This window comes from Rudaea sp. (assembly GCF_036560865.1).
Taxonomy (GTDB): Bacteria; Pseudomonadota; Gammaproteobacteria; order Xanthomonadales; family Rhodanobacteraceae; genus Rudaea.
On sequence record NZ_DATBQK010000023.1, the window covers coordinates 43,415 to 66,067 of the forward strand.

The 22,653-nt window shown below is 61.5% G+C and carries 15 protein-coding genes and 1 tRNA gene; 9 read left to right on the forward strand and 7 right to left on the reverse strand.

Features of this window, described 5'->3' with window-relative positions; all coding sequences use genetic code 11:
• The first annotated feature begins 1 nt into the window (after position 1).
• The 3 genes from mutY (at position 2) to VIE67_RS02825 (ending at position 1,570) form a co-directional block, all read left to right on the forward strand.
• Positions 2-1,048: an A/G-specific adenine glycosylase gene (mutY, locus tag VIE67_RS02815; protein WP_332023050.1), complete on the forward strand. Its 1,047-nt coding sequence runs from the start codon at positions 2-4 to the stop codon at positions 1,046-1,048.
• A gap of 13 nt (positions 1,049-1,061) precedes the next feature.
• Positions 1,062-1,334, forward strand: coding sequence for an oxidative damage protection protein (locus VIE67_RS02820; protein WP_332023052.1), 273 nt, complete (start codon positions 1,062-1,064; stop codon positions 1,332-1,334).
• A gap of 160 nt (positions 1,335-1,494) precedes the next feature.
• Positions 1,495-1,570 (forward strand) — tRNA-Phe (locus tag VIE67_RS02825).
• 222 nt (positions 1,571-1,792) lie between these two features.
• Here VIE67_RS02825 and VIE67_RS02830 read toward each other — a convergent pair.
• On the reverse strand, positions 1,793-3,307 hold the full coding sequence (locus VIE67_RS02830) for a S41 family peptidase (protein WP_332023054.1): 1,515 nt from the start codon (positions 3,305-3,307) through the stop codon (positions 1,793-1,795).
• A 263-nt stretch (positions 3,308-3,570) separates the two neighbouring features.
• Here VIE67_RS02830 and VIE67_RS02835 point away from each other — a divergent pair, with 263 nt between their 5' ends.
• Positions 3,571-5,244: a DNA methyltransferase gene (locus tag VIE67_RS02835; RefSeq protein ID WP_332023056.1), complete on the forward strand. Its 1,674-nt coding sequence runs from the start codon at positions 3,571-3,573 to the stop codon at positions 5,242-5,244.
• Positions 5,245-5,320: 76 nt separating this feature from the next.
• On the opposite strand, the gene VIE67_RS02840 is transcribed toward VIE67_RS02835, so the two are convergent.
• Complete coding sequence (locus VIE67_RS02840; RefSeq protein WP_332023058.1) at positions 5,321-7,735, reverse strand: hypothetical protein; 2,415 nt, start codon at positions 7,733-7,735, stop codon at positions 5,321-5,323.
• 395 nt (positions 7,736-8,130) lie between these two features.
• On the opposite strand from VIE67_RS02840, the gene VIE67_RS02845 reads away from it, so the two are divergent.
• Entirely contained in the window at positions 8,131-9,156 is a 1,026-nt protein-coding gene (locus tag VIE67_RS02845; protein WP_332023060.1) for a methyltransferase, read from the forward strand.
• Between the two features lie 160 nt (positions 9,157-9,316).
• On the opposite strand, the gene VIE67_RS02850 is transcribed toward VIE67_RS02845, so the two are convergent.
• Both VIE67_RS02850 and VIE67_RS02855 read right to left on the reverse strand, forming a co-directional pair.
• Positions 9,317-10,270: an alpha/beta hydrolase gene (locus VIE67_RS02850; RefSeq protein ID WP_332023094.1), complete on the reverse strand. Its 954-nt coding sequence runs from the start codon at positions 10,268-10,270 to the stop codon at positions 9,317-9,319.
• A gap of 352 nt (positions 10,271-10,622) precedes the next feature.
• Positions 10,623-11,516, reverse strand: coding sequence for a LysR family transcriptional regulator (locus VIE67_RS02855; RefSeq protein WP_332023062.1), 894 nt, complete (start codon positions 11,514-11,516; stop codon positions 10,623-10,625).
• Between the two features lie 108 nt (positions 11,517-11,624).
• Between VIE67_RS02855 and VIE67_RS02860 the strand changes: the two genes are divergently transcribed.
• Together VIE67_RS02860 and VIE67_RS02865 are read left to right on the forward strand one after the other, a co-directional pair.
• On the forward strand, positions 11,625-11,951 hold the full coding sequence (locus VIE67_RS02860) for a carboxymuconolactone decarboxylase family protein (RefSeq protein WP_332023064.1): 327 nt from the start codon (positions 11,625-11,627) through the stop codon (positions 11,949-11,951).
• Positions 11,952-11,986: 35 nt separating this feature from the next.
• Positions 11,987-12,403 carry a (R)-mandelonitrile lyase gene (locus tag VIE67_RS02865; RefSeq protein ID WP_332023066.1) on the forward strand — a complete coding sequence of 139 codons (417 nt, stop codon included), beginning with the start codon at positions 11,987-11,989 and terminating at the stop codon, positions 12,401-12,403.
• Positions 12,404-12,502: 99 nt separating this feature from the next.
• Here the strand turns inward: VIE67_RS02865 and VIE67_RS02870 are convergent, their stop codons facing one another.
• Positions 12,503-15,604 (reverse strand): protein kinase domain-containing protein, encoded by a 3,102-nt coding sequence (locus tag VIE67_RS02870; protein ID WP_332023068.1) that lies wholly within the window; start codon positions 15,602-15,604, stop codon positions 12,503-12,505.
• Between the two features lie 199 nt (positions 15,605-15,803).
• Between VIE67_RS02870 and VIE67_RS02875 the strand changes: the two genes are divergently transcribed.
• Together VIE67_RS02875 and VIE67_RS02880 are read left to right on the forward strand one after the other, a co-directional pair.
• Positions 15,804-16,208 carry an MAPEG family protein gene (locus tag VIE67_RS02875; RefSeq protein ID WP_332023070.1) on the forward strand — a complete coding sequence of 135 codons (405 nt, stop codon included), beginning with the start codon at positions 15,804-15,806 and terminating at the stop codon, positions 16,206-16,208.
• Positions 16,209-16,286: 78 nt separating this feature from the next.
• Positions 16,287-18,221, forward strand: a complete 1,935-nt coding sequence (locus VIE67_RS02880) for a potassium transporter Kup (RefSeq protein WP_332023072.1) — start codon at positions 16,287-16,289, stop codon at positions 18,219-18,221.
• Positions 18,222-18,305: 84 nt separating this feature from the next.
• Here VIE67_RS02880 and VIE67_RS02885 read toward each other — a convergent pair whose 3' ends face one another.
• Both VIE67_RS02885 and VIE67_RS02890 read right to left on the reverse strand, forming a co-directional pair.
• A complete protein-coding gene (locus VIE67_RS02885) occupies positions 18,306-20,471 on the reverse strand; it encodes a protein kinase domain-containing protein (protein ID WP_332023074.1) in 2,166 nt (721 codons plus the stop codon).
• Positions 20,472-20,473: 2 nt separating this feature from the next.
• A complete protein-coding gene (locus VIE67_RS02890; RefSeq protein WP_332023076.1) occupies positions 20,474-22,651 on the reverse strand; it encodes a protein kinase domain-containing protein in 2,178 nt (725 codons plus the stop codon).
• Between the last annotated feature and the right edge of the window lie 2 nt (positions 22,652-22,653).

A 22,653-nucleotide genomic window follows, 5' to 3' on the forward strand; every position in this document is an offset into this window, starting at 1 on the left:
GATGAGCAAAGATTTTGCCAATCGCCTGCTGCGCTGGTTCGACGTGCACGGCCGCCACGAGCTGCCTTGGCAGCATTCGCGCACGCCCTACCGCGTGTGGCTGTCGGAAATCATGCTGCAGCAGACCCAGGTCGCGACGGTCACGCCATACTTTTTGCGCTTTGTGGAAAAGTTGCAAACTATACGCGAACTCGCGGCGGCATCGCAGGACGACGTGTTCGCACTCTGGTCGGGTCTGGGCTACTACAGCCGCGCGCGCAATCTGCATCGTGCGGCGCAGCTCTGCGTCGAACGCCACAACGGCGAGCTGCCGCGCGATTTCGAGGCCCTGCTCGCCCTGCCCGGCATCGGCCGCTCGACCGCGGGCGCGATTCTTGCCCAAGCCTGGGACCTGCGTTTTCCGATTCTCGACGGCAACGTCAAGCGCGTGCTCGCGCGCTGGCATGGTCTCGACCGTTGGCCGGGCGAGACGAAGACGCAAACACAATTGTGGGCCTTCGCCGAGTCGCACACGCCATCCGCACGCGTCGCCGACTACACGCAGGCGATCATGGATCTCGGCGCCGGCGTGTGCACGCGCGCAAAACCACGCTGCAACGATTGCCCGGTCAGCGACGGTTGCGTCGCGCATCGCGATGGCTCGACCGCGACCCTGCCCGTCCGCAAACCCGCGCGCGCGCTGCCGACGCGGCAAACCGTGATGCTCGTGTTGCGCGACGCTTGTGGCCGCGTGTTGCTTGAACGGCGCGCGCCGACCGGCGTCTGGGCCGGCCTGTGGAGCCTGCCGGAAGCGAGCGACGAGCAGGCCGCCAGATTCGGCATCGCGAACACGCACAACATCGCCGCCGGCGCCATCGCATTCCGTGCGCTGCCCGCGTTCACTCACGGCTTCAGCCATTACCGCCTCGACGTCACCCCGCTCGCTTTCGAGATCCAACCCGGCGCGCACGTCGCAGACGCTGCCGACCAGCGCTGGCTGTATCCCGCCGAAGCTGCGGCACTGGGTCTGCCGGCGCCGGTGCGTAAACTCATTGCGACACTTTCCTGAGCGAGAACACTCCATGTCACGCACCGTTTTCTGCGCCAAACTGCAACGCGAAGCCGAGGGGATGGCCTATGCGCCCTATCCCGGCGAACTCGGCAAACGCATTTTCGAGCACGTCTCGAAAGAAGCCTGGACGCAGTGGCTCGCGCACCAGACCATGCTGATCAACGAGAACCGTCTGTCGCCACTCGATCCGAAAGCGCGCAAGTTTCTCCAGGACGAGATGGAGAAATATTTGTTCGGCGCAGGTTCCGAGGCGCCAGCCGGTTACGTAGCGCCGGAGCATTGATGCCGATTTGATTCAGCGACCCATCGCGGTCGTCGCAGCGCAAACGATCCACGCAGCCGCTGGCGACGCGATTTGTGCTTGACTCATCCCGGTCAAGCCGATGTAATACGCGCCCTCCCGCGGCTGCGCCATCTGCGCACCGCACGTCTGCAACGCATGCGGCCAGGTAGCTCAGTTGGTAGAGCAGGGGACTGAAAATCCCCGTGTCGGCGGTTCGATTCCGTCCCTGGCCACCATTCCAAATCAAACACGTAGCGACTGTGTGTCGACAGCAAGTTGGACAAGCGTGTCGTAATCGTGCCGTCGGTTCGACGCCGCGTCATGCAAGTGTTCAGTCGCGAGGTGAGCATATAGAAGAACCACTTCGTAGCTTGACCAAGCGCCGAATTCCATCAGTCCTTGCAACCCGTCCCACGTTGCGCGCGCCAGGGAGTTCGTTATCTTGATTCGGTGCAATTTCAATGGCGACGTGAATCGGCCGTATGAAGCCTCCCTGCCAGGTCCTGCGCCATTAGATAAGCCGCATCGTGGCCAGCGTTCCAGTCTTCGAACCTGCGCGGCACAGTGATGTCCGGCTGAAGGCTCGTAACTCGGACGGGATAAAACCAGTTGAGCCAAAAGCATTCATGCCAGTCATTGCAGGCGTGCCCGTAGTCGTGCTTGCCAGTCTGGTAATACGCGCAGACCTTCAGGTTCGGCAGACATGCCTGGCTGCCCTCGGAGAAAAAGGACAATCGATCGCCGACCGGCTCGCCGATGATGGTGACCCGATTGCCACCGCCGTCCTTGACGAACGCGGTTGTGGTAATCGCGGCGGAAAAAGTCAGCGGATCGGTAAGGATGAAGATGTGGCCACCCGATGCCAACAAGCCGGGCAGCGAATGTGCGAAATGCCAAGTGTTGGTGTAGTCGCCGCCACCGTCGCCGCGCAGATCGAGGATGACGGCACACGGTGGATAAGCGCGGAAAGCCCCCTCGGTCGCCGCGAGAAAAGGCGCGATTGCCTGGCCGTCCGCGTCCCCGATACTTTGCAGCCGCACTACCTGAGCGCAACTGTCTGCGACCGGAGACAGGCGAAAGTGATTGTCGAAATCCCGCCACGTCTCCGGCGTCTCTCCGGATCGAGGGCGATAAGCGATCCAATCTTTCTCAAACCCTTTGGCCGGCTCAGACGACAACCAGCGTTCATCAGAAGGCAGGTGATCGCCTTTGCGCAGCGGATAGGCCTCTAGCCGGTGCGTCACCACGCGCCCGTCGGGCAACGTCACGGTCCACGTCGACGCCTTGGGATCGGTGGCGACGCCAAGTCCGTAAAGAAGGTCCTGCACCACGATGAACACGGCTGCGTTTTCGCGCCGGAAGCCTTCTACGCCACCGCGCAGCGTTTCGAGCTGAGGCAAGATCTGCTCGAAAGACTGCCCGTCGATGCTGTCGACCCGCCCACCCAGCATGTCGCGATAGGGAGCAGCCGCCCGCACTACGTAAAAACCTTCCTCGAAGCGCGTCACTCGCAGCGGCACGATTAGCGTGCCCTGATCGGCCGTGCCATCCATACGGGAATGGCCATTATCGGCCAAAGCCATCGCCTGCATCAGCGCCACCTGCAATTTGGGTGACGGCAACGCCTCTGGCAACGCTCTGAGAGCCGCGACGCGCGATTCGGCTTCCGCGCGCGCAGCAGCCGAAAAAGCGCGGTCGAGTGCCATCACCCTTGCGAAGTAATCGAGGTCCTGGCGCTGCGCCTCGAGTGCCGATTTCGGTACTGGGTAATTAGCGCTGGGTGCAGCGTGATGAAACTTGAACAAGAAGGCAAGAAGAAGTCCGCCCACGACGGCAACGGCGGCCAGAATCACACCGAGCAAGACGAGTACCACTCGGCGAAGTTTAGTGACGGGCATGTTGGGCCAAAGTGACAAAATGAACTGCGCTGAGATATCAGTGAAATGACAGCACAAGTTCGGCAAACGCTGCATGTGGCTGATTTAGTTTAATTTTCTCGAACCTTCCAAGCTAGGCTGAAAATCCCGTGTCGGCGGTTCCATGACTCGCCCCATTCTGGGGGCTCGCACTTCGTGCCGGCTACGCCGTTCGCGCACGCTCCCGGCGTTCGCAGTCCGTCCCTAGCCACCACTTACCGCGGGTTCGGCACGTCGTTGACATAATCACGTCACTCACGATGTCCTGCATTCGTCGTTGGAAACGGTAAGCTATGCGGGAATTGGTTTGAGGGGTGACGATGACCAACCGGCTCTACTTCGGCGACAACCTCGATATCCTGCGCGAACACATCGCCGACGCGTCGGTCGATCTGATCTATCTCGATCCGCCGTTCAACTCCAAGCGCGACTACAACCTGTTGTTCAAGACGCCCAAGGGTCACGAATCCGACGCGCAGATCACCGCGTTCGAGGATTCCTGGCATTGGGGCGAACAGGCCGAACGCGAGTTCAACGAAATCCTGCGCCAGCCGAACACCGACGTCGCCGAACTGATGCCCGCGCTGCGCAGCTTTCTCGGCGAAAACGACATGATGGCGTATCTCGTGATGATGGCGAACCGCCTGCTCGAACTGCATCGCGTGCTAAAGCCGAGCGGAAGTATATATTTACACTGCGATCCGACCGCGAGTCATTATTTGAAGATTGTTCTAGATGGAGTTTTCGGCAAAGAGAAATTTCGCAATGAGATCGCGTGGCGACGTACGCGCGGACACAACGATCTCAAACTATCGAAGTTCGGAGCGAATCACGACATTCTTCTGTACTACACCAAAAGTGACGAACGAACCTTCAACCGAATTTTCTCGGAAAGGGATGAGAACGCGCCGAAGACGCACGATCTCTACCAGCACACAGATGGCCTGTTGTATCGGAAAGATAATTGCCGGGCTCCAGGCGATCGCGGCCCAAGATACGAGTGGAACGGGCACATTCAAAATTGGAGGTTTACTCAAGATGAAGCAAGACGGTTAGAGTCAGAAGGCAAAATCGTTTTTTCCAATACCGGAATGCCTCGCGTTTTGCGCCCAGTCGATTTAACTAAAGGTCACCCACTTCAAGACACATGGACGGACATCGACATTCCGAATTCTGGTTCCGGCGAGTTGCTCGGCTACCCAACCCAGAAACCACTCGCGCTGCTTGAACGCATCATCCTAGCCAGCTCCAACGAAGGCGACGTCGTGCTCGATCCCTTCTGCGGTTGCGGCACTGCGGTGCATGCTGCGCAGAAACTTGGCCGGCGCTGGATCGGTATCGACATCACGCATCTGGCGGTATCGCTGATCGAGAAGCGGCTCAAGGACGCGTTTCCCTATCTCAATCGCAAGTCGTCGGAAACGGTGAGTGACGATGAGCGCAAAGTCGCCGACGCCGCGCCGGATTATCTGCAAACCTTCGAGGTGATCGGCACGCCGGAAGACCTCGACGGCGCGCGCAATCTCGCCGAGCGCGACAAGTACCAGTTTCAGTGGTGGGCGTGTTCGCTGGTCAACGCGCAACCGTATCAGGGCAAGAAGAAAGGCGCCGACGGCGGCATCGACGGCCTGATTTTTTTCCAGGACGACAAGGGCGCGGCAAAGAAAATCGTGGTGTCGGTGAAAGGCGGCGACAACGTCAACGTCGCGATGGTGCGCGACCTCGCGCACGTGGTCGCGCGCGAGAAAGCCGAGATCGGCCTGTTCGTCACGTTGGCCGAGCCGAGCAAACCGATGACGACCGAGGCGATCAAGGAAGGGTTCTACACTTCACCCGCGATCAATGCGGAATTTCCGCGCATCCAGATTCTCACCATTGCCGGTCTGCTCGACGGCAGCGAACGCGCACGTTATCCCGACCTCGCCCAAGGCGGCCACACGTTCAAAAAGGCAAAAGTGGATTTGGGTAAAAAGGATCAGGGAAAACTTTTCTGACGCCAGCTGGTCGCAGGGGGCGGCGATTCGGCGCGAGGTCACCGCGGACGGCGACCTCGCGTGAATAGAGTTGTCCCTACTTGGTCACGGTAAGACTTGTCGTGGTTGTGTGGCTCAAGCTGCCGCTGACGCCCTTGATGGTGAGCGTGTAGGTCCTCCTCGATGTCGTCGACAGCGTCTTCACCGTGAGCGTCGAAGTGGAGGTGGCCGGGTTGGGAGTGAACGTGACGGTGGATCCCGACGGCTGGCCCGTGAGGCTCAACGTAACCGACCCGTTGAAGCCGTTGGCCGGCGTGATCGTCACGGTATAGGTGGCGGTGTTGCCGCGCTTGACCGACTGCGAACTGGGGCCCGCCGAGAGCGAGAAGTCCGGCGGCACGCTGGTCACAGTGACGTTGGCGGTGCCACTCACGCTGCCGCTCGTCGCAGTCACCGTGAAAGGTCCGCCCGCGGTCGAGCCGGCGGTGAACAGCCCCGATGCGCTAATGCTTCCCCCACCGCTCACCGACCAGATGAACGTGGGCTGCGGGCTTACCGGCTGGCTGAACTGATCGTAGCCCGTCGCGGAGAACTGCTTCGTCCCACCAGTCTGCACCGAGGCGCTAGCTGGAGTGACTGTGATGGTGGTCAGGACCGGGGATGCCGTCACCGTTACACTGGCGGTGCCACTCACGCTGCCGCTCGCCGCGGTCACGGTGAAAGGTCCGCCCGCGGTCGAGCCGGCGGTGAACAGTCCCGATGCGCTGATGCTGCCCCCACCGCTCACCGACCAGGTGAACGTAGGCTGCGGGCTCACCGGCTGACCGAACTGATCGTAGCCTGTCGCGGAGAACTGCTTCGTCCCACCGGTCTGCACCGAGGCGCTGGCTGGTGAGACGGTGATGGTGGTCAGAACCGGCGGTGAACCGGTGCAGGAGGGGAACTTGAAGGACGCGATCTGCGTGCTCCAGTTGAATGTGCCATTGGCATTCAAATATTCGTTGGTATAGAAAAACGTGCAATCGTCCGTGGGGTCGATTGTCATCGCACTGTAATCACCCCAGCGGGTGAGGCCAGTGGTCTGCGAGCCGGCTCCGTTCACGATGATGTTCTCCGCCTGCAGCGTTCCCAGTGCATCGCCAGGGGCGCGCCCGGTGTAGCGGATTGCGGGATGCATCGACGAGCTGGAGACGCTGTAGCCCAACGCGATGTTTCCCACCTTGTCCATCGCGATGCTGCCCATCCAGCGGTAATTCGCATCCGGCGCATAGGTGCCCGCCTGGAAGACAGCCGGCGATCCGCCGGGGTTGCGGATCTCGTACCAGCGCACGCCGACGCTGGAGCCGGCCGTCACCGAATGATTGACGACCAACGATTCGTGGTCGCCGAAGTTGCGATAGGCAAGACGGTGCATCAAACGATCTGCCAGCGAATCGAGCTGCTGACGGGTGCCGGACTGAGGGATGCAGGTCCCGCCACCACCGCAGGCCGCCGCGAACGCCGGCGCCGGGATATTGCTGTGAACGAAAGTTGAGTTGGACGGCGTCGCGAAGTCGGCGTGGAATTTCCAGATGTCGAGCGACGCGCTATCGTTTCCGAAGGCCACGTAATAGTTGGGCGAGCCCGCCGGCGGAGGCGTGGAGCCGTCGAGATCGGACGGCAACAGGCCGCCGAAGGAGCTGCTGAGCTGGAAGCAGATCTGCGTGGCGGGGTTGCCGGCCAGCATCGCCGTGCGGTCGAATGCGCACGCGCGGCCACCGGCGAAGTTGTTGCCGCTGAACATGTTGAAGCTGACGTAATAGCCGTCGGGCCACACGCCCAGCTTCGGATAATCGTTGAAGTTGGGCTGCGAGAAGGCGTAGCGGTTATAGGGCCCCATCGCATCCGAGGTGGTCGACACTGCGACGCACTGGAGGTAGGGCGTGGTCGTTACCGAGAACTGCGTCATCACCCAGCGGTTCGCCGCCTTGTCGTACTGGACGATCGGGTCGCCATCGTTGTTGGTTTCGCACCCGCCGCCGAAGCCACTCCACAGCGTGTTGCCTGCTATCGGGCCGTGCACCAGCGCGCCGGTTGTCTTGTCGAACACGGCGAAGGATTCGTTGACCCACTGGACGTACTGGGTTGCGCCCACCGCGCCGTTGGTGTCGGGTGGCGCGGAGTTGGGAACGAAGCCGTAGGCGCCGTTGCCCACGCCGGCGAAATTCAAACCTGAGGTGGTTGCTACAAAGCTGGACGTAGACGTCTGCACAACCGGGTCTTTCTGATGCGCAGTGAGTCCCCGCGGTATCAAGTGCAGAGGCTTATCGCGCTTACTATGCCCACTATCAACCCGCGCACCGGGTGCGGCGGCCATATCGCCCAAAGGTGGAGAAACATCGTGCTGTACCGCATCGCTGGACTCCACTCCGCCAGTTCCCGCCCCAGTTGGCTCGTTCTGCGCGCTGACCGACCACGGCAAGAACACACCTGAAGACAAAAGCACGAGCGCTAACAAATTCTTGTTAACCATCTCTACTCTCCGAAAGTGGGTCTTTTGCTGGCAGCGAGAGTGCGCCGCAGGAACAGAAAAATCAAGGCACATGAGCGGGTCAGGTTTATTCCTTTTTTTCCTTTAGTGCCACTGGCCGCTTGGGATTGCGGACGCTAGGCGTCGACTGCAAACATGCCTGACTGTGTCGCGGTGAAGTGCGCCGAGATATCAGTGATTTGAATCAAGCAGTTATCGGCCAAGTCAGCTTGCTATCGCCTGCCGTGAAAGCACTGTGCAAGCACGGCGACCGGAGTCGGCAGCAAAGCAGCGAATCAAACGCGAGCCGATGATCCTTGCAGAATTGCGGCACACTAAGCATGCTCCAGCCCGCGCGAGTGCGATCGCATCAAATAATTTCCCAGGGAGAGTCAGCGATGAAAGAACAGCTCGACCCAGGCCACATCATGCAAACCGCGACGGCCTTTTGGGCGTCCAAGGTATTGCTAACAGCGGTGGAGGTGGATTTGTTCACTATGCTCGGGGATGGAACAATGTCTGCGCCGCAGCTTGGCAAGGCGCTCGGGCTGCATCCGCGAGGGACTTATGACTTCTTTGATGCGCTGGTGGCATTGAGGTTTCTGGAGCGCGACGGGGATGGCCCCGAAGGGAAATACAAGAACACGTCCGAGACCGCCGCATTCCTGAATAAAAAAAGCCCGACTTACATCGGAGGGCTGCCTGAAATGCTGAATGCACGTCTGTTTGGCTTCTGGAACAACCTGGGGACGGCGCTCAAAACCGGACAGCCCCAGAACGAAGTCAAGCAAGGCGGGAAATCAATGTTCGAGGAGCTCTACTCGGACTCAGGCAGGCTGGCTCAATTCCTCGACGCCATGACCGGTTTCCAGGCGGCGAACTTCGCCCTGCTGGCAGAGAAGTTCGACTTTTCCAAATACAAAACAGTCTGCGATATCGGAGGCGCACTGGCGCTGCTCTCCCGAATCGTCGGTGCACGGCATCAACACCTGACGTTCGACAGCTTTGATCTTCCACCCGTGGCGCCTCTTGCACAGAAACAGATCAAGGCGGCAGGCATGGACGAACGAATCAAGACGGTCGCAGGAGACTTCTTCAAACAAGAATTTCCCAAAGCGGACGTCGTCACGATGGGCAACATCCTGCACGACTGGAATCTCGAAAAGAAGAAGGTGCTCATTCGCAAAGCCTACGCGGCGCTTCCCGACGGCGGGGCTTTCATCGCGGTAGAAAATCTGATTGACGACGCCCGGCGGGAAAATGCGTTTGGCCTGCTGATGTCGCTCAACATGCTGATCGAGTTCGGCGATGCCTTTGACTACACCGGTGCAGATTTTCGCGAATGGTGCGGCGAAGCCGGGTTCAAGCGTTTCGAATTTATCAATCTGGCTGGTCCGACGAGTGCCGCCATTGCGTACAAGTAACTTTCACTCTGCGGGCAGGAGATTGTTGCCCAACAAGGCGCCCCAGTAACTGCTTGAGCCAGACATCGGAGCAGCGACTCCAAGTGAGTTCGGCAGCCTCGACGCTTTTACAGACAGGCTATGCAGCCTTTCTCACCGATCGATTTTCCGATGGCCTGTCCTATCGGTCTACAGCGGGAATCAAGCCAATGGTGCTCATCCATTGTTCGACCAGGGCCGGCCAGCGGGTGATTGGATTCGACGTTGGCCTCAGCCCGAACGCATGCCCGCCGTGCGCGTACAGGTGCATCTCCGCCGGTACATCGGCGTTCTTCAGCGCGGTGTAGTAAACCAGCGATTGGTTCACACCGTCCACGTCGTCGTCTTCTGCCTGCAGTAAAAACGTGGGTGGTGTCTCAGCAGAGACCGGAACATTGGGATTCATCGCATCATGATCCATGGGGGAGAGATGCCCCGGATAAATCGCTACGGCAAAATCCGGACGGCTGCTTTCCTTGTCGGCCGAGTCCACCGGGGCATACAAGCGGCGCTTGAAGTTTGTACTGGCCTCCGCCACCAGATACCCGCCCGCTGAAAACCCGAGCACGCCAATCTTGTGTGGGTCGATGTGCCATTCCGCAGCATGCAGGCGAACCAGCCTCACCGTTCTCTGAGTGTCCTCCAATGACGGAACCGAGGTCGAGAGATTGTGTGGACGGCAATTGCATTTCCAGTCATAGGGTTTACTCGGGACGCGATACTTCAGCAACACGCAAGTGATGCCCCGGGATGTCAGCCAGTCGCAGACCTCGGTGCCTTCGAGGTCCATGGCCAGAATCTGGAATCCGCCACCCGGAATCACGACGACCGCTGCCCCTGTGTTCTTCCCGTTCGCGGCATAGACCGTCAGCGTGGGCTGCGACACGTTTTTTACGACAACCACGGGTTTGCCGGCGATCAGCGACTTGCTGCCTGTCGTGACGTCTTCCGGCCCCGGCATGGGCTGAGCGTCAGGCGGCGTTCCGGGCCATATCGGTATTTGCGTGTGTCCTGCGGCAGGCTGCCAAACCATCGTCTCCGCAGACACGCTTCCGCATACAGCCAGCAAACACAGGGCAATGGCCCATAGCTTCATAGTGCTCATCCGTTTGGGAGCTTCGCCAATTTTTGCGATCAAGACAGGAAATCAGGTGGAACTATCGCATCAATCCTGCACATCGCATCGGGCCTACTGCAGCCGCTCCCGTGACTTTCTTCGGGCAAGCTTGCTGCAGTTGATCGCCTTCGGCTCGATCGTGCCGTGCCGAGCGCGATGGAGGGACGTGGAGCCTGCTGATCGATCAAGCCGTACCACGGTGATCCCCGGTTTGCCGCCTTGTGCTCGAAGGTGGGACTGCCGGAGCCGGCTGCGGTTGCCAAACCATGATCGACAAGCCCTCGTTCTTCGCTGAACTCAAGCGCCGCAACGAGTGCACCCCACTTCGCCATTAGCCTCGATACCGCAACGCATCCACCAGCAATGCAAATGCCGGCGAAGACTGACGGCGGCTCGGGTAATAGAGGTAGTAGCCCGGAAACGGCGGGCACCAGTCCTCGAGCACGCGCTTGAGCTTTCGTCGGGCGACATGCAGTTGCACGATGTCCTCGGGCACGTAGGCGATGCCGACCCCGGCCAATGCCGCGTTGACAACCTGAGTGACGCTGTTGAAGGTCAGCTGGCCCTCGACTCTCACCTTGAGCTCGCGATTGCCTTTCTCGAACTCCCAGGCATAAAGCCCACCATAGGTCGGCAAGCGAATGTTGATGCAGTTGTGCTGGGTCAGATCGCGCGGCGTCTTCGGTGGCGATCGCTTGGCGAAGTACGCCGGAGTCGCTACGGCGGCCATGCGCACTTCCGGCCCGATACGCGCAGCAATCATGTCTTTGGCGACCTGCTCGCCGAGACGCACACCCGCGTCATAGCGCTGCGTCACGATGTCCGTCAGGGCGTGCTCGACGGCGATTTCGACCTTGATGTCGGGATACTTCGGCAGGAACTTCGCCAGCGCCGGCCAGAGGATGGTGTCGGCTGCATGCTCGCCGGTCGTTATGCGAATCGTGCCGGACGGCTTTTCCCGCAGTTCGGTCAGCGCTGCCAATTCGGTCTCGATCTCCATGAAGTGCGGAGCCACGCTGCGTAGCAGCCGCTCGCCCACCTCGGTCGGAGCGACGCTGCGCGTGGTGCGATTGAGCAGTCGAAGGCCCAACCTCGCTTCGAGTCCGCGAATGGTGTGGCTCAGTGCCGACTGGGAAACGCCGAGCTTCGCGGCGGCCTTGGTGAAACTGTGCTCTCGCGCGACGGCGAGAAAGACGGGCAAATCGCTGACGTTTTCGCGCGACATTCATGAATTCCTTTCATAAGTCCATGCGAAATGTACCATCTTATCGCAGGACGCCGCAGGCATTAGATTAGCTCCACGCAACTTGGAACAAACAGGAGAGATCCGCTCATGTCCATCGAACCCAACACGGCACGCAAGGCTTTCGGCCACATCGCACCGGCGCTCGCCGAGATCACAGACAAGGTTTTATTCGGCGACGTCTGGCAGCGGCCGGGATTGTCGCCGCGCGATCGCAGTCTCATCACGGTCGCAAGCCTGGTCGCGCTCTATCGCACCAACGAACTGCCGTTTCACCTGAAGAAGGCGATCGAGAACGGCATCGGCAAAGACGAACTGATCGAGTTGATCACGCATCTCGCTTTTTACTCGGGTTGGCCGACGGCGAGCACTGCGCTGCAAATCGCGCAGCGCGTCTTCGACGAGCATCAAACCTAGATCCAATCGTTCACACGCAAACCAAGGAGTGCATCATGGAATTGAAACGCCCCGGCTCTCAGCCTTCGATCAAGGGGTCTGCCGAATATTTCACCGGCACCGTGCGCATCGATCCGCTGAACGCGCCGCCCGCGCCCGCGCGCGTCTCGTGCGCAAGCGTCACGTTCGAACCGGGAGCACGCTCGGCATGGCATACGCACCCGCTTGGTCAGACGTTGCTCGTCACATCCGGCTGCGGCTGGACGCAATGCGAGGGTGAGCAGATCGTCGAAATTCGCGCCGGGGACGTGATCTGGTGTCCGCCAGGACACAAGCATTGGCATGGCGCCACGCCCACGACATCGATGACCCACATCGCCATCCAGGAGGCTCTCGATGGCAAAAATGTGGAGTGGATGGAGAAGGTGTCCGATGAGGAATATCTGGTGGGACCGGCGAAGAAACACGCGTGAGCGACAGCGCTGCTGTTTCGTGCCTGATGGAGATGCAGCAGTCAGCAACAACTGGTCGGTCGCTGAGCGCAAAACTATCGAGCGTGGTGCAGTTGCCGCCTACAGCAAATCCGCGGCATGTGCGGCAGCGACTTGTGCGGCGGCTTTGGCGCGCGCCGGCGCGAGGATTTGCGCGTAGCGCGGATCATTGCGCAGTTCGGCGAGCAGCGGATCGCTGTCCAGACCCTGGATATCGAGGAAGTAGCCATCGGCGACAGCCTGTTTGAGTGCGGCGATCGCCTGCTCGGACTCGCCGAGCGCGACATGGATACGCACGTCGTCCCATTCCGTGTAATCAGTGATCTGCGGACGGTTGACCCGGGCCAGTAAAGCCTGTTGCAACAGAGCCCTTCCCTGCGCCTGCGCTCCGGTACGCAACATGGCGAGGCCGACATTGAGAGCATCGGACGCCTGCCCGAGATAGAGCTTGGCGGGCGGATCGTTGAACAGTTGGGGAGCGGAGCGCCGGTAAATCGTCAGCACGTCAGAAGAGCGACCAAGCGCCGTCAACACCAGTGCCTTGAATGACGCATCGGGTTGGGCCATCTTGTCGACCAGAACTTGCGCCCCCGCCCAATCGCCGGACCATGCCTTGAACCCTGCGGCGATTATCTGGACCAGGACGCTGTCGGGCGCGGATTTCGCCATGGTGTCCACGCAGCGGTGCGCATCGTCCATCGCGTCGAAGCGCAGCATGACCCCGCACAGGTTGCCGGCCGTGCCAAGCGCGCCCGGGTCGCGCGCGGCGCTTTCACGCATGGCGCGCAGCGCCCGCACCAGGTCGCCCTGCGTCATGGCCAGGTACGCTTCAATGCCGTAACCCGCGGCGAAATCCGGATGGTCGGCATGCAGTTTCGCCAGCAGGGTTTCGGCTTCTTTGAAACGACCGGTTGCCATCGTCAAACCAATCAGACTTCCTTGCACGATCGGCGACAGGGGATCGAGCGCCGCCGCCCGTTGCCCCATCGCCAGCGCTTCTTGCGCGCGGCCATAGCGGTTGTTGAGGAACTCGCCATACCAATGGAAGCCGCTGGCATAGCTCGGCGCCAGTTCCGTGCCGCGTCGGAATTCCTGCTCGGCGCCGGACCAGTCGCCTTGAGCGTCCAAAAGACTGGCGCGGCTGATATGCGCTTCGCCAAGATCCGGCGCCAGCGTGAGCGCACGATCGACATACGCGGCCATCCGTTCGCGCTCCGCGGCGGTGATGGTCCCGTAGTTGTCGAGAAGGTTGTAGGTGTCGCTGGCAGCGGCATACGCGCGTACATATCCAGGATCGAGCACGATCGCGCGTTCGAAGTGCTGGGCCGCTTCATGCAAATCGGCAACCTTGCGCTGCGGCATCAAGGCAATGCCTTTGAGGTATTCCTGGTAGGCCTCGACATTCTCGGTGCGCTTCTGGGTCAGGCGCTGCTGCTGACTCGCGGGCAAGGCGATTGCCAGTTCCTGCACAACCTGGCTGGCGATCTCGTCCTGAACCTTGAACACATCGGCCATCGGCCGGTCGTAGTGGTGCGACCACAGGTGTGAACCATCGGCGGCACGGATCAACTGCACGGTGATGCGCACGATGTCACCTGCGCCCTGCACACTACCTTCGAGCAGGTTTGCGGCACCCAGCGCGGCGCCGATCTGGCGCATGTCCTGCGCCTTGCCCTTGAACGCGAACGACGAGGTGCGCGCGATGACCTTCAAGTCCGGAACCTGCGCCAGCATATCCAGCGTGGTTTCGGCGAGACCATCGGAAAAATATTCGTTCTTCGGATCGCCACTCATGTTGACGAACGGCAGGACCGCGATCGAGCGTTCGGCAACGGCCGGCGGCGCCGCGTCGGTGGAGGTCTGCGCTTTGTTGGGTGTTACCTCTACATTCGCCTCACGATGCAGCAAGAGGCGATCGGTGAGCAACAGTACGATGGCCGCGGCCATGATGCCGACGATCCAGCGATCGAGCTTCTTGCCGGTGTGATGCATGATCGACTCGTGCGGCTCGACTTCGCTCTCGCGCTTCAACCCGTCGGGCGTAATTTCGTAGAACCAGGCGAACCCCAGTGCGAACGGAAAACCCACGGCCGCGGCGACAATCAACCAGCGCACGACACCGTCGGCGATGTGAAAAAATGGCAGGATCTGCGTCGCAACCTGTACCAGCAGCCAGGCACCCACAGCGTAAAATGCGCCGGCGCGCAGCACGTTGCGCCGCTTGAGTTCGGCGAAAAATGACGGCGTGTTTTGCGTGTCGTGTCCTGTATTGTGTCGGTCCGCACCCACGCCCAGTTCCGGCAACGGCCCGGAGATTCGCGTCGCTGCCTGCTGCGATGGCTGCGACATCGGCACGCCCGGTAACGATCTCGGCGTTGCGAGCGCTGCGCGTTGGTCGCTCTCGATCGCTTCGATCTGCGTCACGACTTCGGCACCAGTCGCGACGCGATCCGCCGGCTGTTTGGCCAGCATGCGCGCGAGCAATCCCTGCAAACCCCGATACTGCGCGGGCAACTCGGGTATCGCAGCGTTCACGTGCTGCATACCAACCGCCCACTGATCGCTGCCGGCGTAAGGCACGACGCCAGTCAATAATTCGTAGAGCACGATGCCCAGACTGTACAGATCGGCGCGGCCATCCAACTCGCCGCCGCGCCACTGCTCCGGACTCATGTATGCGGGCGTGCCGATCACACTACCCGCGCCGGTGATGGTGCTGCCCGTATTGTTCTGGCGCGCGATGCCGAAGTCGGCGAGCAGATAATTGCCGTGCTCATGGCGCAGGATGTTCGCCGGCTTGACGTCGCGATGCACGATACCGTGCGCATGCGCGTAGTCCAGCGCGCTGGCGATCTCGCGCACGCAACGCAACGCCTCGCGCGGGCTGAGCTGCACGCCACTGGTTGCGATCGAACCGAGCGGCAGATATTCCATCGTGATGTACTGCGTGCCCTGGTGCACGCCGACGTCGTGCACGGCGACGATGTGCGGGTGATGCAGGCTGGCGACCGTGCGCGCTTCGCGCAGCAAACGCTCGGTGAACGTGGGATCGGTGGCCAGCTGCGGGTCGAGCACCTTGAGCGCGACCTCACGCCCAAGCGAAGTCTGCTCGGCGACGTACACTGTCGCCATTCCGCCGCGGCCCAGCTCGCGCGTGATGTGGAAACCCGGTAGGTCGAACACCAGCGTCAACCGCCCCTAAAGGTGTGGACACGGCAAAGTATAGGGCCGATCGCGCGCGAACGCCTGAAGTTTCTGGTTTGTGCGGCACGGTGTAGCGTTCGCAAACCTTCGCCCATCACCGGCCGAATCGGCTCGCTTGACGAACCTCGTCCGGAAGGCGTCCACTACCTTTGTTTCAATCCTGAAGAAAGGGGACGTCGTGACTGGATTGACCGCCGTATTGCTTTACGCCGCATGGACCTTGCTGTTGCCGATCGTCTACGCCGGTTACCGCGTGCCGATGATCCTGGCCGGAAAGAAACGCGGAAATCATTGGGAGCGCGGCCAGCCGATCGACGACCCGGCGATCCTCGTGCGCGCAAAAAGCGTCCACTTGAACTGTCTGGAGAATTTCCCGCTGTTTGCGGCTGTCGTTCTCGTCGCCGCGTTGCTCGGGAAAAGTCCTGTCGTGGACTCCGTCGCCGCGTACATTCTGTATGCCCGAATCGGTCAGGGCGTCGTGCATCTGATCGGCACATCCCTGCCACTCATTCTTGTGCGGGGCGCACTGTATCTGTTCCAGGTCGCGCTGATTCTCTACATCGTGTGGACGCTCCTGCACTGATCCGTCGAGTTCGTTCCAGGTTCAGATGCTGCCGGATCGACCGGTCCCAAGCCAAGTTGCGGTCCCCAGGGAAACGCGATGACCACATCCGCAGATCACCCCGCGTCGAGCGACTCGCAATCGTCGGCAGGGGCGCCTCGCTCGACCCTTCCGGGCCTTGCACTGGTCGCAATCGGGGTCGTATTCGGCGACATCGGCACCAGTCCGCTCTACACGATGAACACGGTGTTCGACTCGGCCAACGGTCTGCCACTCGACGCGGCGAACATCGTCGGCGTGGTGTCGCTGATCCTGTGGTCGCTGATCGTCGTGGTGTCGCTGAAGTACGTGACGCTGATCATGCGCGCCAACAACCGTGGCGAAGGCGGCATCATGGCGCTGCTGGCGCTGGCCACCTCTTCGGTGGCCGATCGTCCACGCTTGCGGCACTCGCTGTTGATCGCCGGCGTGTTCGGCGCAGCGCTTTTCTATGGCGATGGCGTGATCACTCCGGCGATCTCCGTGCTGGGTGCGGTCGAAGGGATGGAAATAGCTGCGCCGCAGTTGAAGGCCTATGTGGTGCCGGTTGCGCTGGTGGTGCTGACCTGCCTGTTCATGGTGCAAAAGCACGGCACTGCCGGCATCGGTGCGGTGTTCGGGCCCATCATGGTGTTGTGGTTTGTGATCCTCGCCGGCATCGGCCTGATCGGCATCCAGCAGGCGCCGGCAATTCTTGCCGCGCTCAACCCGTTTGCCGGACTTCTGTTTCTCGTGCATCACGGCTGGCTGGCCTTCGTCGCACTCGGCTCGGTGGTGCTGGCGTTGACCGGCGCGGAAGCGCTGTATGCGGACATGGGCCATTTCGGTGCGGCACCGATCCGCGTGTCCTGGTTCGGCCTGGTGTTTCCGGCGCTGGGTCTGAACTATCTGGGCCAGGGCGCCTTGCTGCTGGCGGATCCCAAAGCCGTCGCCAATCCGTTCTATCACATGTTTCCCGCGTGGGCTCTGGTGCCGATGGTCGTGCTCGCCACCGCCGCCACGGTGATCGCGTCGCAAGCCGTTATCTCGGGTGCCTATTCGATGACCAAGCAGGCGATCCAACTCGGTGTGCTGCCGCGGCTCAGTGTGCTGCACACATCGGATCAGGAGATCGGGCAGGTCTACGTGCCGACGATCAACTGGCTGCTGCTGGCCGCCGTGCTGGCGTCGGTGCTGGGCTTCGGTTCCTCCACGGCGCTGGGCTCGGCCTATGGCATCGCCGTCACCGGCACCATGCTGATCACGACTTTCCTGACGTTCTACGTGGTGCGTTATGCCTGGCACTACAACTGGCTGCTGTGTGTGCTGGCGACCGGTTTCTTCTTTGTCATCGACGCAGTGTTCTTCTCGGCCAACCTGTTGAAGATCGTGCAGGGCGGCTGGTTCCCGCTGGTCATCGGTGCCGTGATCTTTATCGTCATGTCGACCTGGGACCGTGGGCGCGAGATCATGATCGCCGAGGCCCATGTGCGCTCCGGCACGGCGCCGCTGAAGCAGTACCTCGACACGCTGCTTGGCCAGCGGCCAGTGCGCGTCAGCGGCACCGCGGTATATCTGACCATCGACCCCGACGGCGTGCCGCACGCCCTGCTGAACAATCTCGAACACAACAGCGTGCTGCACGACCGCGTGCTGTTCGTCAACGTCACCAGCCGCGAGGTTCCCTGGGTGCCGCCGGAGCAACGGGTCACGGTCACGCCATTGGATACACAGGACAGAAGTTGCTGGCGCGTCATCGTCGCCTACGGTTTCAAGGACGAGATCGACTTGCCGCTTGCACTGAGCGCCTGCACGACACAGGGCCTTGCGATCGATCCGGCGAAAGTGTCGTACTTCCTGAGCCACGCGGTGGTTGTGGCCGCTGGCGGCAAGGGCATGTGGCTATGGCGCCAGAAGCTGTTCGCGGCGATGTTGCACAACATATCCAACGTAGCCGGCTACCTGAAGCTGCCAGCCAATCGGGTGATCGAGCTCGGCAGCCGGGTGGAAATCTAGGAGCGACCGCGCGGCGCCTTGTGGTGTCCTTGTGCAAAAGTATACTTTTGTGAATTATTGTCTGAACGCTGTGCGACCGCGTTTCTACATCGCCCGAATCAATGCAAGATATCTCGGCTCGGCGCGGATCGAGTCCAGATCGCTATCGTGCTCGATCCAGGTGCGATCGCCCCAGCCCTTGCTCACCGCCTGCTCCAGCGCATCCATGCACTCCGGGATCTTGCCCATGTTGGCGTAGGAACAAGCCACGTTGTACAGGACCATCGGATCATCCGGATCGACCGTCATGGCCCGTTGTATGAAGATGGCGGCGCGTTCGATGTCGTCCATGGAGCCGGCGCCGAAAATCCAGGCGCGGGCATCGTCGGGATGCAGTTCCAGATGCTGTTCGATCACCAGCACTTGCCTGCGGCGCATCATGTTCGCTTCTTCCGTGCGTCCCAGCGACTTCAGCGCCTGCGCCAGGAAAGTGCCAGTCTGGTAATCCTCGGGCCGCAGCACCGAGGCGCGCTCGAACAAGCGGATGGCGTGCTCGAACTTGCCCTGCGACAACTCGGCACGCCCGTACCAGTACACCGCGTCGAACAGCTTCGGGTTAAGCTGGATCGCCCGTTCGAACTCGGCGACGGCCTCGTCGTAGCGTTTGCTCAGCGACACCGCCATCCCGCGAGCCACATGGGCTTCGGCCAGATCGGGCTCCAGCTCCAACGCCCGGCTGCTGGCGATATCGGCCTGGCGCTGGCAGAATTCGCGCGCGTCGAAATAGGTGTACAGCAGGGAATAGCAGTCGGCCACACCGGCGTACGCGAGAGCGTAGCTCGGGTCGATCGCAATCGCCTTTTCGAACATTTGCCGCGCATAGTCCAGGCTCTTGCGACGCAGCTGGTGGAAGCTCTGCCGGCCACGCAAGTAAAAGTCGTAGGCCTCCACATTGACCACGCGCCCCTTTTCGATCTGCTTCTTCTCGTCCTCGCTCAGGATCACGCGCAGCGCCTTGACGATCGCTTGCGAGATATCGTCCTGGATCGCGAACACGTCCTCGATCTCGCGGTCGTAGCGCTCCGACCAGAGCTGGTAGCCGTCGGCGACGTTGACCAGCTGCGCGGTGATCCGCAATCGGTTGCCCATCTTGCGCACGCTGCCTTCGAGCACCGTGGAGACTTTCAACTTCTTGCCGATCTCGCTGATGTCCTCGTTCCTGCCCTTGAAGGCGAAGGACGAAGTGCGCGACGCGACGCGCAGCGCCTGGATCTTGGACAGCGCGTTGATGATCTCCTCGGCCATGCCGTCGGTGAAGTACTCGCTGTCCGCATCCGTGCTCATGTTGGCGAAGGGCAGCACGGCCACGGATTTCGCCGCCGATACCGCCGAGGGCAGTGCTACGGTCGCGCTGGGCGTGCTGGTGTTTGCCGATGCCAGCGCATTGGCGAATTGTCCCGCCGTTGCGAAGCGCCCGCCGGGCTCGATCGCCATCGCGCGCGTCACCGCGCGCTCGACGTTTTCCGGAATCGCCGCGCGCAGCGCGCGCAGCGGACGTGGGGTCTCGGTGAAGCGCTTGGACATCATGCCTTGCGCGGTCGCCGCATTGAACGGCAGCTCGCCGGTGAGCATCTCGTACAGCATGCAGGCCAGGCTGTACTGGTCGCTGCGGCCGTCCAGGTTGACCTCGCCTGCGGCCTGCTCGGGGCTGACGTAGGCCGGTGTGCCGACCACCATGCCGGTCTGGGTGAGCGTGGTCGTCGAGATCGCGCTCGCGGCCTTGGCGATGCCGAAGTCCATGACCATCGCTTCGCCTTCGTACAACATCACGTTCTCGGGCTTGATATCGCGATGCACGATGCCCTGCCGGCTGGCATAGTCGATCGCCGCCGCTATCGAGCGCGCGTGGTGCACGGCTTCCTCGACCGGCAGTTGCTGCTCGCGGTCGAGCCGCTCGCGCAGCGACTCGCCTTCGACGTAAGGCATCACGTAATAGAGAAGATCGTCCGCGCTGCCCGAATCGAACAGCGGCAGGATGTGCGGATGGCTGAGCCGCGCCGCGAGTTCAATTTCCTGCAGAAAGCGCTCGGCGCCCATGCTGGCGGCCAGTTCCGGGTGCAACACCTTGATTGCCACCGCGCGCCGGTGCTTGCGGTCTTGGGCGAGAAATACCGCAGACATGCCGCCGCGGCGGAGTTCGCGATCGATCGTATACGCGCCGTCCAGGATCTTGCGCAGGCGATCGATCGGCAGGGCGGGGGCGTTGGTCATGTCTACATCGCCTTCAGTAGCGCGAGGTAGCGCGGTTCGCTGCGGATCGAATCAAGGTCGCTGTCGTGCTCCAGCCAGGCCTTGTCGCCCCAACCTTTGCTCACGGCTTGCTCCAGTGCGTGCAGGCATTCTGCGACCTTTCCAAGCACGCCGTAGGTGCAGGCCACGTTGTACAGCAGCATCGGGTCTTCCGGATCGACCGCCATGGCGCGCATTGCGTATTCGATGGCGCGGCTCGGGTCGTTGATGACGGCGTGGGCCGTTGAACCGAAAATCAAGGCGCGCGCATCGTCCGGATTCAGTTCCAGGTGCTGCTCGACCAGCTTGGCGGACCGACGGTTTGCGGCCTCGGCTTCACTGTTCCGTCCGAGCGACTTCAGGGCCTGGCTTTGCAGGCGCGGAATCTCGTAGTCCTCGGGCCGCAGGGCGATGGCGCGGTCGAACAGCCGAATCACCTCGTCATAATTCCCCTGCGACAGGTGCATGCGCGCGAACCACGACACCGCTTCGAAGTGTTTTGGATCCAGCGCGATGGCGGTTTCGAACTCTCGCTTGGCTTCGTCGAAGTTCCTGCTCAGCGACACTGCGATTCCGCGTGAAAGGTGCGCCTCGGCCAAGTCGGGTGCCAGTTCCAGGGCCTTGTTGCTGGCGATGTCGGCTTGGCGGAGGTTGAATTCCCGCGAGTCGAAATAGGTGTAGAGCAGGGAATAGCAGTCGGCCACGCCCGCATAGGCGAGGGCATACTCGGGATCGATCTCGATGGCCTTGTTGAACATCTGACGCGCATAGTCGAGGCTCTTGCGACGATGCTGGTGGAAATATTGACGACCGCGCAGGTAGAAGTCGTAAGCTTCGACATTGACAGCACGCACTTTCTCGATCTGCTTTTTCTCGTCGTCGCTCAGGATGACCCGTAATGCCTTGACGATGGCTTGGGAGATATCGTCCTGGATGGCGAACACGTCCTCCATGTCGCGATCGTAGCGCTCGGACCATAGGTGGTACCCGTCCGCGACATTGACCAATTGCGCGGTGATGCGCAGTTTGTTGCCCATGCGGCGCACGCTGCCTTCCAGAACCGTGGAGACTTTCAGCTTCCTGCCGATCTCGCCGATGTCCTCATTCCTGCCCTTGAAGGCAAAGGAAGATGTTCGCGATGCAACGCGCAGCGCCTGTATCTTGGTCAGCGCGTTGATGATTTCCTCGGCCATGCCATCACTGAAGGCGTCGGTCTCCTCGTCGGTACTCCTGTTCGCGAAGGGCAAGACGGCCACTGACTTGGCCGTCGAGACCGACGGCTGCGGCAATACCGCCGTTTCGTTCGGCGTGCTGAGGCTGCCGGACGCCAGCGCCAGGCCAAATTGCCCGGTCGAGGTGAAACGCGCGCCAGGCTCGGTGGCCATGGCCTTGGTGACGGCGCGCTCGATGCTTTCCGGAACGGTGGCGCGCAAGGCGCGCACGGGCCGCGGGTTCTCCGTGAAGCGCTTGGTCATCACGGCCTGCGGCGTGGCGCCGCTGAAGGGGCGCTCGCCGGTGAGCATCTCGTACATCATGCAGCCCAGGCTGTATTGGTCGCTGCGGCCATCCAGGTTCAAGTCGCCGGCGGCTTGCTCCGGGCTGACATAGGCGGGCGTGCCCACCATCATGCCGGTCTGGGTCTGGGTCTCGGAGCCGACGCTGCTCATCGCCTTGGCGATGCCGAAGTCCATGACCATGGCTTCGCCTTCATACAGCATCACGTTCTCCGGCTTTACGTCCCGGTGCACGACGCCTTGCCGATTGGCATAGTCGAGTGCGGAGGCGATGGCGCGGCCGTGGTGTACGGCCTCCTCGATGGACATCAGTTGTTCACGGTCCAACCGCTCGCGCAGCGACTCGCCTTCGACATAGGGCATCACGTAATACAGCATGCCGTCCACGCTGCCCGAGTCGTACAGGCCCAGGATGTGAGGGTGATTGAGCCGCGCGGCCAGCTGGATTTCCTGCAGGAAGCGTTCCGGCCCGACGCTGGCGGCAAGTTCTGGATTCAACACCTTGATCGCTACCGCGCGCTGGTGCTTGCGGTCCTGGGCAAGGAATACCGCGGACATGCCGCCGCGACGGAGTTCGCGATCGATCGTGTAGGCGCCGTCCAGGATATTGCGCAGGCGGTCGATGGGCAGGATGGGAGCAGTCGCCATGG

Excerpts from the sequence above, each read along its gene's own strand:
- VIE67_RS02865 (WP_332023066.1), top strand. The coding sequence starts at position 11,987 with ATGGAATTGAAACGCCCCGGCTCTCAGCCTTCGATCAAGGGGTCTGCC.
- VIE67_RS02835 (WP_332023056.1), top strand. The coding sequence starts at position 3,571 with ATGACCAACCGGCTCTACTTCGGCGACAACCTCGATATCCTGCGCGAA.
- VIE67_RS02890 (WP_332023076.1), bottom strand. The coding sequence starts at position 22,651 with ATGGCGACTGCTCCCATCCTGCCCATCGACCGCCTGCGCAATATCCTG.
- VIE67_RS02845 (WP_332023060.1), top strand. The coding sequence starts at position 8,131 with ATGAAAGAACAGCTCGACCCAGGCCACATCATGCAAACCGCGACGGCC.
- VIE67_RS02860 (WP_332023064.1), top strand. The coding sequence starts at position 11,625 with ATGTCCATCGAACCCAACACGGCACGCAAGGCTTTCGGCCACATCGCA.
- VIE67_RS02840 (WP_332023058.1), bottom strand. The coding sequence starts at position 7,735 with ATGGTTAACAAGAATTTGTTAGCGCTCGTGCTTTTGTCTTCAGGTGTG.
- VIE67_RS02880 (WP_332023072.1), top strand. The coding sequence starts at position 16,287 with ATGACCACATCCGCAGATCACCCCGCGTCGAGCGACTCGCAATCGTCG.
- VIE67_RS02830 (WP_332023054.1), bottom strand. The coding sequence starts at position 3,307 with ATGCAGCGTTTGCCGAACTTGTGCTGTCATTTCACTGATATCTCAGCG.
- VIE67_RS02855 (WP_332023062.1), bottom strand. The coding sequence starts at position 11,516 with ATGTCGCGCGAAAACGTCAGCGATTTGCCCGTCTTTCTCGCCGTCGCG.
- VIE67_RS02820 (WP_332023052.1), top strand. The coding sequence starts at position 1,062 with ATGTCACGCACCGTTTTCTGCGCCAAACTGCAACGCGAAGCCGAGGGG.
- mutY (WP_332023050.1), top strand. The coding sequence starts at position 2 with ATGAGCAAAGATTTTGCCAATCGCCTGCTGCGCTGGTTCGACGTGCAC.
- VIE67_RS02885 (WP_332023074.1), bottom strand. The coding sequence starts at position 20,471 with ATGACCAACGCCCCCGCCCTGCCGATCGATCGCCTGCGCAAGATCCTG.
- VIE67_RS02850 (WP_332023094.1), bottom strand. The coding sequence starts at position 10,270 with ATGAAGCTATGGGCCATTGCCCTGTGTTTGCTGGCTGTATGCGGAAGC.